Source organism: Phocicoccus pinnipedialis, from assembly GCF_903994035.1.
GTDB classification, from domain to species: Bacteria; Bacillota; Bacilli; order Staphylococcales; family Salinicoccaceae; genus Phocicoccus; species Phocicoccus pinnipedialis.
Window position 1 is genome coordinate 22,863 of the sequence record NZ_CAJEWB010000002.1, and the last position, 14,410, is coordinate 37,272.

Annotated in this window: 18 protein-coding genes; 15 read left to right on the forward strand and 3 right to left on the reverse strand. The window is 36.5% G+C overall.

The window, feature by feature from the left end:
- Positions 1–68: 68 nt before the first annotated feature.
- Positions 69–347 (reverse strand): hypothetical protein, encoded by a 279-nt coding sequence (locus H9D55_RS00145; RefSeq protein WP_186075745.1) that lies wholly within the window; start codon positions 345–347, stop codon positions 69–71.
- Positions 348–454: 107 nt separating this feature from the next.
- Here H9D55_RS00145 and H9D55_RS00150 point away from each other — a divergent pair, with 107 nt between their 5' ends.
- The 15 genes from H9D55_RS00150 to H9D55_RS00220 all read left to right on the forward strand — a co-directional run bounded on the left by H9D55_RS00150 (position 455) and on the right by H9D55_RS00220 (position 12,928).
- Positions 455–958, forward strand: coding sequence for a GNAT family N-acetyltransferase (locus H9D55_RS00150; RefSeq protein WP_186075746.1), 504 nt, complete (start codon positions 455–457; stop codon positions 956–958).
- 28 nt (positions 959–986) lie between these two features.
- Entirely contained in the window at positions 987–2,183 is a 1,197-nt protein-coding gene (locus H9D55_RS00155) for a dicarboxylate/amino acid:cation symporter (protein WP_186075747.1), read from the forward strand.
- A gap of 90 nt (positions 2,184–2,273) precedes the next feature.
- On the forward strand, positions 2,274–3,419 hold the full coding sequence (locus tag H9D55_RS00160; RefSeq protein ID WP_186075748.1) for an MFS transporter: 1,146 nt from the start codon (positions 2,274–2,276) through the stop codon (positions 3,417–3,419).
- 14 nt (positions 3,420–3,433) lie between these two features.
- A complete protein-coding gene (locus H9D55_RS00165) occupies positions 3,434–4,339 on the forward strand; it encodes a Rossmann-fold NAD(P)-binding domain-containing protein (RefSeq protein ID WP_186075749.1) in 906 nt (301 codons plus the stop codon).
- A 52-nt stretch (positions 4,340–4,391) separates the two neighbouring features.
- Positions 4,392–5,111 carry a YebC/PmpR family DNA-binding transcriptional regulator gene (locus H9D55_RS00170; RefSeq protein ID WP_186075751.1) on the forward strand — a complete coding sequence of 240 codons (720 nt, stop codon included), beginning with the start codon at positions 4,392–4,394 and terminating at the stop codon, positions 5,109–5,111.
- A gap of 127 nt (positions 5,112–5,238) precedes the next feature.
- Complete coding sequence (locus H9D55_RS00175; protein ID WP_186075753.1) at positions 5,239–5,640, forward strand: GntR family transcriptional regulator; 402 nt, start codon at positions 5,239–5,241, stop codon at positions 5,638–5,640.
- The gene (locus H9D55_RS00180) at positions 5,621–6,526 is read left to right on the forward strand and encodes an ABC transporter ATP-binding protein (protein ID WP_186075755.1); all 906 of its coding nucleotides are present in this window, start codon (positions 5,621–5,623) and stop codon (positions 6,524–6,526) included. Before H9D55_RS00175 ends, H9D55_RS00180 begins: the two co-directional genes overlap by 20 nt.
- Positions 6,498–8,513, forward strand: coding sequence for an ABC-2 family transporter permease (locus tag H9D55_RS00185; RefSeq protein ID WP_186075757.1), 2,016 nt, complete (start codon positions 6,498–6,500; stop codon positions 8,511–8,513). Before H9D55_RS00180 ends, H9D55_RS00185 begins: the two co-directional genes overlap by 29 nt.
- Positions 8,514–8,628: 115 nt before the next feature.
- Positions 8,629–9,162, forward strand: a complete 534-nt coding sequence (locus H9D55_RS00190; RefSeq protein ID WP_186075759.1) for a DUF402 domain-containing protein — start codon at positions 8,629–8,631, stop codon at positions 9,160–9,162.
- Between the two features lies 1 nt (position 9,163).
- Entirely contained in the window at positions 9,164–10,012 is an 849-nt protein-coding gene (locus tag H9D55_RS00195) for a LysR family transcriptional regulator (RefSeq protein WP_186075761.1), read from the forward strand.
- Between the two features lie 58 nt (positions 10,013–10,070).
- Complete coding sequence (locus H9D55_RS00200; protein ID WP_235963070.1) at positions 10,071–11,234, forward strand: MFS transporter; 1,164 nt, start codon at positions 10,071–10,073, stop codon at positions 11,232–11,234.
- A complete protein-coding gene (locus tag H9D55_RS00205; RefSeq protein ID WP_186075763.1) occupies positions 11,234–11,716 on the forward strand; it encodes a DUF456 domain-containing protein in 483 nt (160 codons plus the stop codon). The genes H9D55_RS00200 and H9D55_RS00205 overlap by 1 nt, the downstream gene beginning before the upstream one ends.
- A gap of 112 nt (positions 11,717–11,828) precedes the next feature.
- Positions 11,829–12,056: a FlxA-like family protein gene (locus H9D55_RS00210; RefSeq protein WP_186075764.1), complete on the forward strand. Its 228-nt coding sequence runs from the start codon at positions 11,829–11,831 to the stop codon at positions 12,054–12,056.
- A gap of 12 nt (positions 12,057–12,068) precedes the next feature.
- Positions 12,069–12,380: a hypothetical protein gene (locus H9D55_RS00215; RefSeq protein ID WP_186075765.1), complete on the forward strand. Its 312-nt coding sequence runs from the start codon at positions 12,069–12,071 to the stop codon at positions 12,378–12,380.
- Positions 12,377–12,928 carry a GNAT family N-acetyltransferase gene (locus H9D55_RS00220; protein ID WP_186075766.1) on the forward strand — a complete coding sequence of 184 codons (552 nt, stop codon included), beginning with the start codon at positions 12,377–12,379 and terminating at the stop codon, positions 12,926–12,928. The genes H9D55_RS00215 and H9D55_RS00220 overlap by 4 nt, the downstream gene beginning before the upstream one ends.
- A 15-nt stretch (positions 12,929–12,943) precedes the next feature.
- On the opposite strand, the gene H9D55_RS00225 is transcribed toward H9D55_RS00220, so the two are convergent.
- On the reverse strand, positions 12,944–13,543 hold the full coding sequence (locus H9D55_RS00225; RefSeq protein WP_186075767.1) for an LOG family protein: 600 nt from the start codon (positions 13,541–13,543) through the stop codon (positions 12,944–12,946).
- Positions 13,544–13,559: 16 nt separating this feature from the next.
- Complete coding sequence (locus H9D55_RS00230) at positions 13,560–14,348, reverse strand: hypothetical protein (RefSeq protein WP_186075768.1); 789 nt, start codon at positions 14,346–14,348, stop codon at positions 13,560–13,562.
- Between the last annotated feature and the right edge of the window lie 62 nt (positions 14,349–14,410).

Below are 14,410 nucleotides of genomic sequence, written 5' to 3' on the forward strand. Positions count from 1 at the left end.
AATAGACTATAAAAATTCCCCTCCCTTTAGACTTTTGTCTAAAGGGAGGGGAATTTATGTATTTAAACTTATCTTACGTGTGCTTTAGTTTCTGGGTTTAAAAATCCTTTGGTATGGTAAATTATACCTGCGATTAGTGCAAGAGGCACAATTACTAAGATTAGGAAGAATAATGAACCACCTAATTCTCTAAGTCCAAAGTTAGTGAAAAATCCTTCATCGACTGCGTCTAGTAACGGTGGTAAGAAACCGAAATAGTAAATTGCACAAAGTACTACTAAGGTAAAGAGGTAAAATACTAAATTTGTTAAATGATATGGTTTTGTATCTCTATCAAATTTGAACATTTGTCAAACTCCTTACTATATTAATCTATTAAAACGCTTTACATATATGTATAATACCATGTAAAGAGTATAAATTAAAACACTTATTTAAAAAGGAAGTATGATCTATGGGAATAAGACAAGGTAAAGAGTCCGATATTCACACCATAATGGATATTAAGAATCGTGTCGCTAAAGTAATGCAAAAGTCTGGAAATCCACAATGGAATGCGGATTATCCAAATGAAGACGTTTTCTTAAAAGATATCAAAGAACGTTCTTTATATGTATATGAGGAAGAAGGGGAAGTTCTAGGCTTTATTGTTGCTGATGATAACCATGCCTATGAATATGACGATATCCCTTGGGAACTGACTCGACTTGATAGTATTGCATTCCATAGAGCAGCAGTAGATCCAGATGTACAATCAAAGGGTATCGCATCAAGACTTATGGAAAATGCAGAAGAGATGTTTAAAGAAAAAGGGTATCTCGGAGTACATTCTGATACGTCAATCGAAAATATACCGATGCAACGTTTATTTGAAAAACGTGGATATGAATATCGCGGTAAGTTAAATTTACATGGCAGATTAGACCGTTGGTACGTTGCTTATGAAAAGGTGTTTTAAGGATACGCTTATATAAAGGAGGAGTAATGTGAAACTCTTAGGTAAGTTAATTGCAGGTATTGTTATTGGTATTTTAGTAGGCGGAGGTTATTATTTAACTTCTGATGGTACGACAGCTCAATCAATTATGGAAATAATTGCACGTCTATTTGTCACGATGCAATCAGTGCTTGGTTCGTTTATTTTCTTCTTGATTCCACTAATCATTTTATTCTTTATTGCAGATGGTATTTCATCTATTGGAACTGGATCAGGGAAAGTGGTTGGAGCAACGATCGGTGTTGCATATGTATCAACGATTTGTGCAGGCTTACTTGCATACTTCGTCGCTCGATTCATCATGCCAATCGTAACAAGCGGTGGATCGGTGCCTGAGGAAGCAGAAGGCATCAAAACATTCTTAGAATTTGATATTCCACCACCAATGGATATCTTAACAGCATTAGTTCTTGCATTTTCACTGGGAATTGTTATGAATATCTTAAAAGCTGAAACGATGAAAACATGGGTACACCAAGGTAAAGAAATCGTTGAGTTCTTAATTGAACGCGTAGTTATTCGTATTCTACCATTCTACATCGCAGGTGTTTTCGCTGGAATGGCAGCAACAGGAACTGTATTTGAAACACTTTCGGTATTTGGAGTTGTATTACTCGTTGCAGTAATCTTACACTGGATATGGCTTGTTATTCAGTACACAATCGCAGGAAGTTTACTTGGAAAGAATCCTTTTAAGATGCTTGGTACAATGATTCCTGCATACGTTACGGCACTTGGTACAATGAGCAGTGCGGCAACGATCACTGTTACGTTACCAAAAACGAAAGAGGCAGGCATTCGTGAGAAGATTGCAAACTTCGTTATTCCGCTTGGAGCAACGATTCATCTTTCTGGATCTACTATCACAATCACAGCGTGTTCTGTAGCGGTAATGAGCGTTATGCCAGGATTTGAAGTTGTCGGTGTTGGTAAGATGATTGGGTTTATCTTACTTCTTGGTATTGTAATGGTAGCAGCTCCTGGGGTTCCAGGTGGAGCAATTATGGCAGCGAGCGGTATTTTAGTATCACAACTTGGCTTTAGTGAAGCAGCTGTTGCATTCATGATTGCACTATACATTGCACAAGATAGCTTTGGTACAGCAGCAAATATTACTGGTGACGGAGCAATCGCGGGTATCATAGACAAGTACGAAAGCACATTAAATAAAAAAGATAGAGTTTAATCAATCGGTCTCAGTGATTACTGGGGCCTTTTTTGGTATAATCTATTAATGGTAATTGATTGATATATATATAATATAAGGACGTTGAAGATGAAGGGGTTAATTTATTTTATAATCGTTATCTGTTTCCTAGACTTATTTGTCCAACTACCTGTTGTGACACCGTTCGCAATGTCTCTAGGTGCAGATGAATTCACTGCAAGCATCGTTGTTGCTACATACTCAGTTACAAACTTGCTCGGTAATATTATAGGTGGGTATTTATCTGACAAAGTAGGGCGTAAAAAGACATTGCTATTTGGTATGTTCTTACAAGTAATCATCATCAGTATTTATGTGAGTACACCGTCAATCCCAGTTTTAATCGGAATCCGTGCGATACACGGATTTACGAGTGGGACATTGACGCCAGCGGCATTTAGCTTAGTACAGGATATTTCTAGACGACAAGCAATTGGTAAATCAATGGCATTTACAGGAGTTGCAATTGGTACAGCAGCAGTAGTGGGACCAGCGATGGGTGGAATCATTTCATCTAAAGCAAGCTATGAGACACTATACATGGTGCTTGCAGGTATCTATGTAGTTGGATTCTTATTAACAGCATACGGTACGAAAGAGAGCTCGACAGTAGAGTCGAGAAAATCATCGAGTGAGACATCTTGGATTACATTACTAAAGAGACGTACACTAAATGTTTCATATCTGTCATCACTCGCACTAATGACATCTATGGGAGCATTATCTTTTGCGCTTCCGTTAAAGACAATAGAACTTGGACTCGACGATCACGTCACAGGTGCGCTATTAAGTGTATTTGGAATCACAGCGGTAATTATATTTGGCACGCCATTAAACAGAATGTACACAGACGTTTCAGCATTAAAACTTATTGAAATCGGGATTTTAGTCATCACAATATCGATGATTTGTATTCACTTTGCAACGTCATTATCGTTCATGTATTTGACGCTCGCGCTCTACGGATGTGGATATGCCCTCGTTTTCCCATCCATGAATAAGATTATTGGACAGTTCGCCAATATGAGTGAACGTGGAAAAGCAAACGGAATTTTTTACAGTTACTTTTCACTTGGTTCAGTTGTCGGATCTACTCTTGCAGGGTACTTCACAACACTATTCGGACTGCCGTTTCTCAGTATGGCAATCGTAATGATTGTTTTATTTTTAATCCTATTCATTTTAGGAAGAAACATAAACTTTAAAGAAGTGTAGGTGAACGTGAAACTATGGCGAAGATACTTCTAATGGGTGTGTATGGAGAAGTCGGTCAGTCTCTGTATGACTCTTTAAAAGAGAATAACGAAATTTATGCATTTATTAATCCAGATAAACCCAGTCTATTCCATGAAATCAATTGGTTAGATCTTGATTTTTATGAGCTAGATGACATGAGAGAAGCAGTAGCTCATATGGATATCGTCATCTTTCATGAAGACCCAATTATGAGATTTGCGCGACTTAACCAAGGGCGATTCGATACATTTTTACAACTCATTGCGGATAACTTAGGTCGCGCTGCTGAAGCATCTACTGTAAAGCAGATTATTTATGTATCTGAAGAGATTGAACACGAAGAAGTTAAAGAAATTTTAAGTGCATATCAAACACCAGTGACGCACACGAATACGAAAATACTGCGTTATGGAAAGAGCTTGAAATATAAAAATCCTTCCAACCATACAATGCGTAGCGCACAGCGCGCCCATATTCCGGACGGCTGGACTCTAGAAGACGTTGCCAAATATTACTTCAAATGGTTAGACACAATCGTGTTTGGCGTTGTCGAAATTGAAGTATATGATGATACGATTGAAATCACATTTCCTACTTTAGATAAAGCCATGCTCATCATGGAGAGGGATAGAGAAAACGAAGAAGAACGCATGGTCCTTCTTAAAGTTGTTGGTGGCTCGCTTCTAGAAAAAGGTACAGAAGCGAAATTTGAATTTAGAGCATTACCAGATAATAAAACATTCATCATGATGCTTCATGACTTTAAATCACGTCTACCATGGACAATCTACAAGATGACTCAAGCACCACTACACGGACTGGTATCAAGAATTTATCAAGTGGAAATGGTCATTAATAATACTTTGTTAGAAGAAAATCAAAAAAATAAACCAGAATAGCCTATGTTTTGGTATAATTAAACAGTTAAATTTGGAAGTAAGGAAGATGAGAATGGGCAGAAAGTGGAACAATATTAAAGAAAAGAAAGCACAAAAAGACCAGAACACTAGTCGAATTTACGCGAAATTTGGCCGCGAAATTTATGTTGCTGCCAAAAAAGGAGAACCCAATCCTGAGAGTAACGCAGCACTTAAGATGGTGTTAGAACGTGCTAAAACATTTTCGATTCCTAAGCACATCATCGATAAGGCAATAGACAAAGCGAAGGGAACAGACGATGAGAACTTCGATGAGTTAAGATATGAAGGGTTTGGACCAAACGGTTCGATGATCATTGTAGATGCATTGACAAATAACCACAACAGAACAGCAAGTGATGTGCGTGCAGCATTTGGTAAAAACGGTGGTAACATGGGTGTCAGTGGCGCAGTAAGCTATATGTTTGATGCAGTATCAGTATTTGTATTTAACGCGTTTGATGCTGACATAATTATGATGGAACTCTTAGAGAGAGATGTAAACGTTAAAGACGTGACAGAAGAAAACGGCTTTACGGTAGTTTACGGAGAAACGACAGACTATAATGAAATAAAGACTGCATTAGACGAAATTGGTGTCAAGGAGTATGAGGTTGCGGAACTCTCTATGGTTGCTCAAAATGAAGTACAGTTAGATGATGTAGACCTTGCACTCTTTGACAAACTCATCGATGCGCTAGAGGACTTAGAAGACGTACAAACAGTACACCACAATGTAGATTTAAGTAAATAAGAATTACAGACATGTTTCCAAACGGGAACATGTCTTTTTTAATATACACTACAAGTAATTTCAATTGACTTACGACCAACTCATCTGTATTATACTAATTAATACAGATAATATAGGAGGTGTGTCTATGTTTGATCTAGACTTAAAGAGTCGCATACCCATTTACGAACAACTTGTTGAGCATATAAAAGAGATGATTTTCCAAGGTGTCATTCAAGCAGATGAAAAAATGCCATCTGTACGTCAACTTGCAAGTGAACTCACAATCAATCCGAACACCATACAAAAAGCATATAGAGAACTCGAACGACTTGGTTATATTTACTCACTACCTGGAAAAGGCAGTTATGTGAAAGAGGTCAGTGAGATGAAAAACAACGTTCATGTCAGTGCATTAAAAGAGGACCTTGTTGCGATATTAAAAGAATTATTATTTTTAAATGTATCAAAAGATGAATTAATAAAAATCATAGACGCCATTGAATATGAAATAGAAGAGGTGAATGTAGATGAAAATCGTAGCAAATAATGTAAATAAATACTTCGGTAAATTTAAAGCAGTAGATAACACAGATATCGTAGTACAGTCTGGGACAATCCATGGATTGCTTGGGTCAAACGGTGCGGGTAAAACAACGTTAATGAAAGTGTTTGCCGGTATTTATGAAGCGGATAACGGTACGGTACTTTATAATGACATACCTGTTTATGAGAATGTATCTATAAAGAGAGAAGTGTTGTTTATCAACGACATTCCATTCTATTTCCCTGGTGCAACAATTAACAAGATGGCTGAGTATTATAGAGCGATGTATCCAAACTTCAGCGAATCAAGATTTAAAAAGTTATGTGAACACTTTAGGTTAAACCCAAAAAAGCCTTTAAATCAAATGTCTAAAGGCATGAAGAGACAAGCTTCATTTATACTCGCTTTTGCATCAAAACCTAAAGTCATGTTGTTAGACGAACCCTTTGATGGGTTAGATCCGATTGTCAGACGACAAGTTAAAAATATCATGATGCAGGATATTTCAAACTATGGTTTAACAGTCCTAGCATCCAGTCATAACTTGCGTGAAATGGAAGATTTATGTGACGCCGTATCGATTATGCATAAAGGACATATACTCATTACTCAAGATTTAAACGAAGTGAAAGGATCACACTGTAAATTACAGATTGCATTTAAAGAACTACCAAGCGAAGATTTCTACAAAGATTTAAATGTTGTTCACAAATCGATAAAAGGACGCATCATTACATCTATCTTACGTGGTGATATTAGTAACGTTGAGGAAAAAGTATCAAAATACAATCCGCTCATGTACGATATCTTACCATTAACATTAGAAGAAATATTTGCTTATGAAATGGGGGAGATTGGTTATGAAATCGAAAATATTATCATCGAATAGCGTATTAACGAAGTATTTTACGGGAACGATATTCTGGGTCACTTTTGCATACACGCTCTTAATGATTATTCTCGTTCCCGTTTCTCTGTATATTATGAGTAAAGCAAATCAGTTTAACATTGTTGATCCAGAGAGTTACGCGACGGGAAACATACTGATTATTAATGGCTACCTTCAGATGATTGTATCCATGGTATTTGCAGTAACGTTAGCTGTCATGTTGTTTGGATTTAAAAACAAAGAAGCATCGTCAGATTATATTCATAGTTTACCAATTAAACGTGGTAGCATTTTTATGAGCGCGAATATCGTTGGATTCTTGGCAATGATTATTCCATTAGGGACAGTTGTCGTAATAGCACTCATCATGAGTCCTTTTCTAGAAGGCTTAATTACACCGATGGAAATTAGTGTATGGGCACTCTTTACGTTAGTCGTACAGTTCATCATCTATTCAATCAGTCTCTTTGTAGGATTCTTGGTCAACAGCTTGAACTTACATCTTGAGATGATTGTAATCGCGATGTTCCTACCTATTGTATTGTTCGCTTTCGTGATACTTAACGGATCATACTTTTTCAATGGAGTAGCAGAAAATATGATCCTCAATTCTAACTTTCTAACGAATTTATCGTTCCCAGTTTCCATACTCCTTGACATGAGTGCAGAAAATCTTGGATCTCTTAACTTTATCTTCTGGATTGTTCTTGCAATGATACTTTTTGCTGGAAGTTATATACTTTATAAAAATAGGAAGAATGAAAACGTAAATTCAGTTTTCAACTACACGGTGCTATACAATATTTCTGTCACGATCCTAACGATTCTTGGAATGTTGATGATTGGTTTAGTTTTGACAGTGCTCATTCCAATTGGTCTCGTCATCACAGTATTCATGTTTGCGATTGGTGCGTTAATATCCTACATTCTTGCATTAATGTTCATGCAAGATAACGTACGAATTAAATTTGAACTTAAAAATATCCTGATTACTCTAGCCATAATCGCATTATTCTGGATAATTTTTATAGCAGGATGGAAGATGTATGTATCTCACGTGCCAGAAATTTCAGAAGTAGAAGCGGTAAAAGTTTCAGATTGGACATCGACTCAATATTTCTATGATAGTGAAACAGAGAAATATTTCAGACCGGATTATGAATACACTAGATCCACTAAGGATGTTAAAAATGTCATTAGCCTACATGAAACATTACAGAACCAAGAACTTAAAGTATATAATACAGATCAGCTTGTAAACACTGTAAACATCAATTATTTATTAAAAGACGGAAGTAAAATACACCGTGAGTACCAAGTGACAGAAGATCCTAATGGGACAATCATGAATGAACTTAAAAAGCTGGATAATTCAGCGTTAACGGCGAAAAGAGATTTCTTCTATAACTTAAAAGAAGGAAATGAATACGAGACTGGCTCACTTGAAATATTTAACTTCTATGTCGGTGATGAAAATACTATCACGAACAAGGTTGTGGAAAAACTTCAAAAGAATTACAATGATGCGTATGTATCGCTTAAAACTCTGAATCAACCAGCAGTAAAATATACAGGTAAAGTACCTTTCGGCCTAGGTGTAAAAACTGGCTATACAATGCTCTACGGAGAAAGTTCCATTTATAATACTGCGGTGACAGATTTCTTAAAAGAATATGACTATAGTATGTCGACGATTTTAAATTTAGAAGATCCTTACACGTCTATGTATAAATTGGACTTATCGAAAGTGAAGAATAAAGACAAGATATACGAAGACTTGAACTACATGAGTTACGAAGAATTTAAAGAAGCATATAATATTGAAACACTTGAAGGTGAAGAGCGTTCAAAAGCAATGAAACAGTTAGATACTCTTGAGTTTAATACTGAAGGGGATAGTCTAATCCTGATAACTCCTATGATGAAGGAAGAAGATCTTGTATTAAATGAGCCTCTCGGACTATACTTCAGTGTCGTATTAGACTAAAAAGACGGGAGACCGTCTTTTTTTAATTTTATTTTTGTTATATAGTGATAAGTAATTCTTATAGCTATACTTTTTATTTCGATGTTTTGTATAATTAGTTAAGGAGTTGAGTACGGTGAAAACAAAATACTTAGATAAACGTAAATGGCGCCGTTTGAAACGTAGCTCTTACAAAGAAGTATTAACTTCGTATCAAGAGACAAATGTACTCATTGGTGCGCTAGAAATTAAAGAGGTAAAAGCCCCCCTAACTGTCAAAATAATCGATCAGGAAGTATTGGTTGCTGATGATCATTTTACATGGCTTCAGATTATGCCAGAAAACACAAATTACAGCATGACAGTTATGTACAACGATAAAAACGAAGTAGTGCAATACTATTTTGATATTAATAAGTCACACATATTAGAGCTTGGGAAAGCACGTCGTGAAGACATGTATTTAGACGTTCTTGCGTTACCAGATGGACGATGTGAAATCGTAGATGAAGATGATGTAGTTCGTGCAGTTAAGTACAAAAAGATGACAACTAGAGAAAAGGAATTTGCGTATAAAATCGCACACCAATTAATAGAAGAAATTGGTAATGATTTTGACAAATTCAAAGAGTTAGCGCAGTTTGCGTATAAGAAAGTGATGGAGAGATAAAATGAGATTTGATGATTACGAGTTACTCGTTACATTAAACGAAACGAAAACATTAAGACAAGCAGCAGAGGTATTATACATTTCACAGCCTGCAGTGAGTCAAAGATTAAAATCGATAGAAGAACAGTGGGGTACACAGATCTTTATCCGTACAAAGAAAGAACTTATCGTAACGAGTGCTGGTGAAAAAATCATAGCTCATGCGAAGCATGTGGTCGACAAAGAAACACATTTGATGGATTCCATTAATAGAAACCGTTCAAATATTGATGGTAAAGTAACGATTGGGGTGTCATCACTTATCGGTTATACGATTATTCCATCAGTGCTAGAAAAATTCTTGAAAGAGTATCCAATGGTGAACGTTCAAGTTCAGGTTGGGTCAACATCTAAAATCGTTACAAATGCAGATAAGTATCACGTATCAATCACACGTGGTAACAAGGTGTTAAACAAGGAGAATCTCTTACTATTTAGTGATGAACACTACCTCGTTGCACCTAAAAATAAGCCGATTGAAGAACAACCACTCATTGAATTCCAAGCTGACGCTTGGTACAGCAATCAGTTAAAGCAGTTCTTCGAGGCACGATTTGATAAACCTTATGTACCACAAATACATGTCGACCAAATTACGACATGTCGTGAATTACTCTTAAATGATGTTGGAATGACAGTACTTCCTGCATTAATAACGAAGACTATGGATCTTTCAAATTTCCATGTTGAGAAGGTTGAAATTGACGGTGTTGCCCTTTTACGTGACACTTTTATTTCATATGACAGTCGTGTGTTAGAGTTACCACAGGTTAAATCATTTATTGATCTAATTACAGAAGAACATAAATAGGTGAAATATGTTTTTAGAACTATTACGTCTTAATAATTACAAAATTTATATATTGAACATGGTGTTTTTAGGAGTTGCGATTGCGATTACTGCTCCATACATGGTCATCTATATGACTAAATATCACGGAATGACAGTGACAGGCTTTGGTCTTTTTATGGGAACTGGCGCGGTAGGTTCATTCATCGTGAATACGATAGTTGGCAGGTTTAGTGACCGTTTGCCTTTTGACAGAAAGTACTTGATACTTGCGGCATTATTTATGGAAGTGATCACATATTCACTGTTTTTAATCTTAAATCAAACGTGGATACTAGTTTTAGGATTTATTTTGTTTTATAGCTTAGGTGCACCTGCTATGCCGCAGTTATATGCATCGGCACGAGAGAGTGTGAACGATGCGAATAATAAAAGTTCTAATTTTAAGACCTTCGCAAATACACTGCTCCGTTCAATGTTCAGTTTCGGCTTCCTATTCGGACCTTTAATTGGGTCTATTCTATTGATTAAGTATGACTTTATGGGGCTATTTATTGGTGCAATTTTCATGTTCTTAACAGTGTTTGTATCGACTCTATTTATTAGTAATCCCAAAAGGCAATCCGAACAAGATATTATTCCTGCGCAGATGTTAGGAGAAACAGAAGCTCCGAAGCTGTTCAAGACACCGGCATTATTGATTCCGTTTATTGCATTCACCTTTTTACAAGTTGGGCAATGGAGTTATCTTTTAAATATGCCGCTGTACGTGACGAATTTTCTCGGTGAAGGTAATGAAAAAGTAGGTTTATTATCTAGTATATGTGCAGGGTTAGAAGTTCCGTTCATGATCGGAATTGGACTAGTGGCTTCAAAATATCAGACGAAGCACTTGCTGATGGTTGCAGGTATGATTGGCGCTATGTTTTTTATCATTGTAGGAATGTTTAACAGTTTTATGGTCATCCTTGTAGGACAAGTATTCTTGGCTATGTTTCTAGCAGTGATCTTAGGTCTTGGGATAAGCTACTTCCAAGATGTGTTACCGCAATTTCCAGGCTACGCGTCGACATTGTACGCGAATGGAATGATAGTCGGACAGCTGTTAGGTAATTTGATGGGTGGATTAATTTCTGACTATCTGTCAGTGCAGTATTCGTTTATAGCGAGCGGAATTATGCTCATCATCGCAGTAGTCATGTTTGGATTTGAAAAAAATGAAGTTAAGGAAGGTATCGTATAATGGAAGCACTTTGGTGGATACTGATAATTCTATCCTTTGGACTTGGGTATCTAGGTCTTGTATTCCCAGCAATACCATCTATATTAATGTTTTGGGTAGCAGCATTTATATATAAATATCTCGTTGGAGACGAGCTGTCGATTATGTTTTGGCTTGTACTCATCGTTTTAACGATTCTCGTATTCTTAAGTGATATGGCAATTACTCAATATTATGTGAAAAAATTAGGTGGAACAAAAGCAGGACAGGTAGCAGCAATTATAGGTATAATCGTTGGAATGTTTGTGTATCCGCCGCTCGGCGTGATTTTTGTACCGATATTCCTTGTATTTATCGTAGAACTCGTGATGTTTAGAAAAGTTAAGCCAGCATTTTATGCATCGCTTGGATCACTACTCGCATTCGTTACAACTACAATGTTTAAAGTGATCGTATACACTCTTATTGTCGTGTGGTTCCTGCTAGATATATTCTTATTTTAGAAATTAAGCGTGGTTCTTGGTTTACAAGAAGCATGCTTTTTTGTTGAATCACTTAAAATTAATCGTGTAAAAATGGTATACTACTCTATAAGAAGAAAATAGGTGAGAATGCATGATACGATTGATTCTTTTACTCATGGTTACTGTATGTTTATCAGCATGTTCGGGCGAGCAATCTCAAATTGATAAAGATATAGAAAACCTAGACAAACAGATCGTCAACTTAGAACAGCGCATCAGCGAATTAAATAATGAAAACGAGTTATTAACTGAAAAGAAAAATCAAAAGCAAGAACAATTAACTGAGCTAGAAAGAAAAGCTAAAGAGGATAGTAAATAGGAGGATTCTATAATGTATGAAAAAGAATTTATTTTAGTAGAAGGTAAAAAAATGACATTAAAAGAACTAGGTGCTGAGATCGAATCGATTATCGGAAAACCAGTTGTTGATATCCTCGGTAGTCCTGATCGTGTCGTTGTTAAAAAACCAGCCCCTGAACAAGGATTTGAGACATTTAACGTCACATATCAAGTTGATGATTCTCGCGACTTTATCAGCGGCGTTGTTACAACGAAAAACAAAAAGAAATTAGAGAAATACGACTTCGAAAACGAGTCGTTTAAAGTTCGTCTTCTCAGTTATAACAGAAGAGATGCAGAATGAGATATATTAAGACAAAACGTTTGAATTTAAGGAGTTGGAAACCAGAAGACGTCATTCCATATTTAAAAGCAACACAGGATAACGATGTCGTTCAGTTTTCTCCAATTAAAAAAACAATAAAAGAGGCACGTGAGTTTGCGCGACTTTCTAGTGCGAGCGTAAATGACCGAGGTTTTGGACTATTCGCAGTGGAAAGACGAGATACTAAGGAATTTATTGGTATTGCAGGTATACGTGTGAAACAATTTGATGAGAAGAAACACGAAGTAGATATGCATACGATGTTCCCTTGTATAGAGTTATACGTGATGCTCATCAAGAAGTATTGGAACCAAGGGTTTGCAACAGAAGCACTTCGCGGTGTAATTAAGTTCACAGAAAAAAAGACGGATATCCGTGATTTATACGCGTTTGTCTGTAACAGGAATAATCCAGCACTTAATGTCGTGGATAAGCTCGGTATGCAAAGAATCGATACGTTTAAACATCAACAATATGTCGACGGTCACAGCAAACAACAATTTATTATTTATAAGTTGGAAACATAAAAAGGGACACCCCAATTATCTATGGGAGTGTCCTTTTTCAATATCTTCTCTTGTACGTCCTTTAACGGGTTTAAAATGTTCCAGTTCCTCGATAACATCTTCGATACGATCTACTTTACGTACGAGCTCTATGAATCGTTCCTCTAAGAAGTCATGGTAAATGAATGTATCTAAAAGTTCAAACAGAGAATCATAGTAACCAGCTGTGTTAACAAACGCAATTGGTTTTTGGTAAATGCCAATTTGCCCTGCTACAAAAACTTGGAAGAACTCTTCCATTGTTCCAGCGCCACCGGGTAACAAAATAATCGCATCTGCTTCGTCAATCAGCTGTTCTTTACGAACACTCATGTCTTTAACGATACGCATATCCTTCACGCCAGTATGTGCCATCTCTCGGTCAACGAGTATTTCTGGAATAATTCCAGTTACCTCACCCCCATGATCAAGTGCACCTGTTGCAACTGCGCCCATTAATCCAAGTCCACCGCCCCCATAAACGAGACGAATATCTCTTTCTGCTAGTATCTTACCTAAATTGTATGCCGATTCTTCAAAAATTCTGTCGTTGCCGGAACGTGCACCACAGAAGACTGAAATACTCTTAATTTTCATAAAGGAGTCCTTTTTCTTAACTGTTTTTCTTAAAACTTGATTTGTACTCTTCAAAAGCAAGGTGCGCATCTGATTTTACGTAGCCTGTACCAGTACCTGTTGTACGTCCAGATTTTTCAAAATGTGCATCATTTCTTAAGCGATGCTTTAAAAATAATGAATCATCGATTTCTGCAGAACGAGATCCGGGACGCTCACGTTTTTCTTTCCATAACTGTGCACTCTTAGGATCTAGAGTGTTTTTATGTTTCAAGAATAACTCACCATGTGAATAGTCTTCTTTATATTCAGTTGCAATCACTTTTTCTTCGTTTAACTCCTGAACATTTGTTGTTTCTGGTCTTTCAATATCTAACTTTTTATTTTTGTCTTGTATATCCATTTTGTTTTGTTTCTCCTCACTTGTTGGTACATTTGTATCCAATTCTTTTGCTTCTTCATTTAATCGCTTCTCACGAGCTTTCTCTACATCTGCCTCGTATTTCTCTAGCAATTTATCTTCTTTTTTTTGTTTCTTTTCGTAACTTGACATCTCTTTTTTGTAGTAATGTTTCTTACGATTATCTAAATATTTTTCACTGATAAACTCAGCAGAATCTTTGGTTTTATCAGCAACAACGATGCTGGCGTTCTTTGCTTTCGCAGTTGCAGCATCAAGAGAACCTTTAGCCTTACCATACAACAAACGCGAGTTGTCATTCAACTTTACCATGTCCGGATGGTCTTTTATCTTACTGCGTTCTCTGATGAGCGGCACTAAAATGAGTGGTGCCAAAGAAGCGATCATTCTTAATTTTTTATTCATAAACTCGTCCTCCGCTTTCGTGAAGTTATCTTTATTATAACGTACCCCTATGTGACTTGCAT

Excerpts from the sequence above, each read along its gene's own strand:
- H9D55_RS00180 (WP_186075755.1), top strand. The coding sequence starts at position 5,621 with ATGAAAATCGTAGCAAATAATGTAAATAAATACTTCGGTAAATTTAAA.
- H9D55_RS00220 (WP_186075766.1), top strand. The coding sequence starts at position 12,377 with ATGAGATATATTAAGACAAAACGTTTGAATTTAAGGAGTTGGAAACCA.
- H9D55_RS00195 (WP_186075761.1), top strand. The coding sequence starts at position 9,164 with ATGAGATTTGATGATTACGAGTTACTCGTTACATTAAACGAAACGAAA.
- H9D55_RS00175 (WP_186075753.1), top strand. The coding sequence starts at position 5,239 with ATGTTTGATCTAGACTTAAAGAGTCGCATACCCATTTACGAACAACTT.
- H9D55_RS00230 (WP_186075768.1), bottom strand. The coding sequence starts at position 14,348 with ATGAATAAAAAATTAAGAATGATCGCTTCTTTGGCACCACTCATTTTA.
- H9D55_RS00185 (WP_186075757.1), top strand. The coding sequence starts at position 6,498 with ATGAAATCGAAAATATTATCATCGAATAGCGTATTAACGAAGTATTTT.
- H9D55_RS00200 (WP_235963070.1), top strand. The coding sequence starts at position 10,071 with ATGGTGTTTTTAGGAGTTGCGATTGCGATTACTGCTCCATACATGGTC.
- H9D55_RS00215 (WP_186075765.1), top strand. The coding sequence starts at position 12,069 with ATGTATGAAAAAGAATTTATTTTAGTAGAAGGTAAAAAAATGACATTA.
- H9D55_RS00150 (WP_186075746.1), top strand. The coding sequence starts at position 455 with ATGGGAATAAGACAAGGTAAAGAGTCCGATATTCACACCATAATGGAT.
- H9D55_RS00170 (WP_186075751.1), top strand. The coding sequence starts at position 4,392 with ATGGGCAGAAAGTGGAACAATATTAAAGAAAAGAAAGCACAAAAAGAC.
- H9D55_RS00165 (WP_186075749.1), top strand. The coding sequence starts at position 3,434 with ATGGCGAAGATACTTCTAATGGGTGTGTATGGAGAAGTCGGTCAGTCT.
- H9D55_RS00225 (WP_186075767.1), bottom strand. The coding sequence starts at position 13,543 with ATGAAAATTAAGAGTATTTCAGTCTTCTGTGGTGCACGTTCCGGCAAC.
- H9D55_RS00210 (WP_186075764.1), top strand. The coding sequence starts at position 11,829 with ATGATACGATTGATTCTTTTACTCATGGTTACTGTATGTTTATCAGCA.
- H9D55_RS00160 (WP_186075748.1), top strand. The coding sequence starts at position 2,274 with ATGAAGGGGTTAATTTATTTTATAATCGTTATCTGTTTCCTAGACTTA.
- H9D55_RS00145 (WP_186075745.1), bottom strand. The coding sequence starts at position 347 with ATGTTCAAATTTGATAGAGATACAAAACCATATCATTTAACAAATTTA.
- H9D55_RS00205 (WP_186075763.1), top strand. The coding sequence starts at position 11,234 with ATGGAAGCACTTTGGTGGATACTGATAATTCTATCCTTTGGACTTGGG.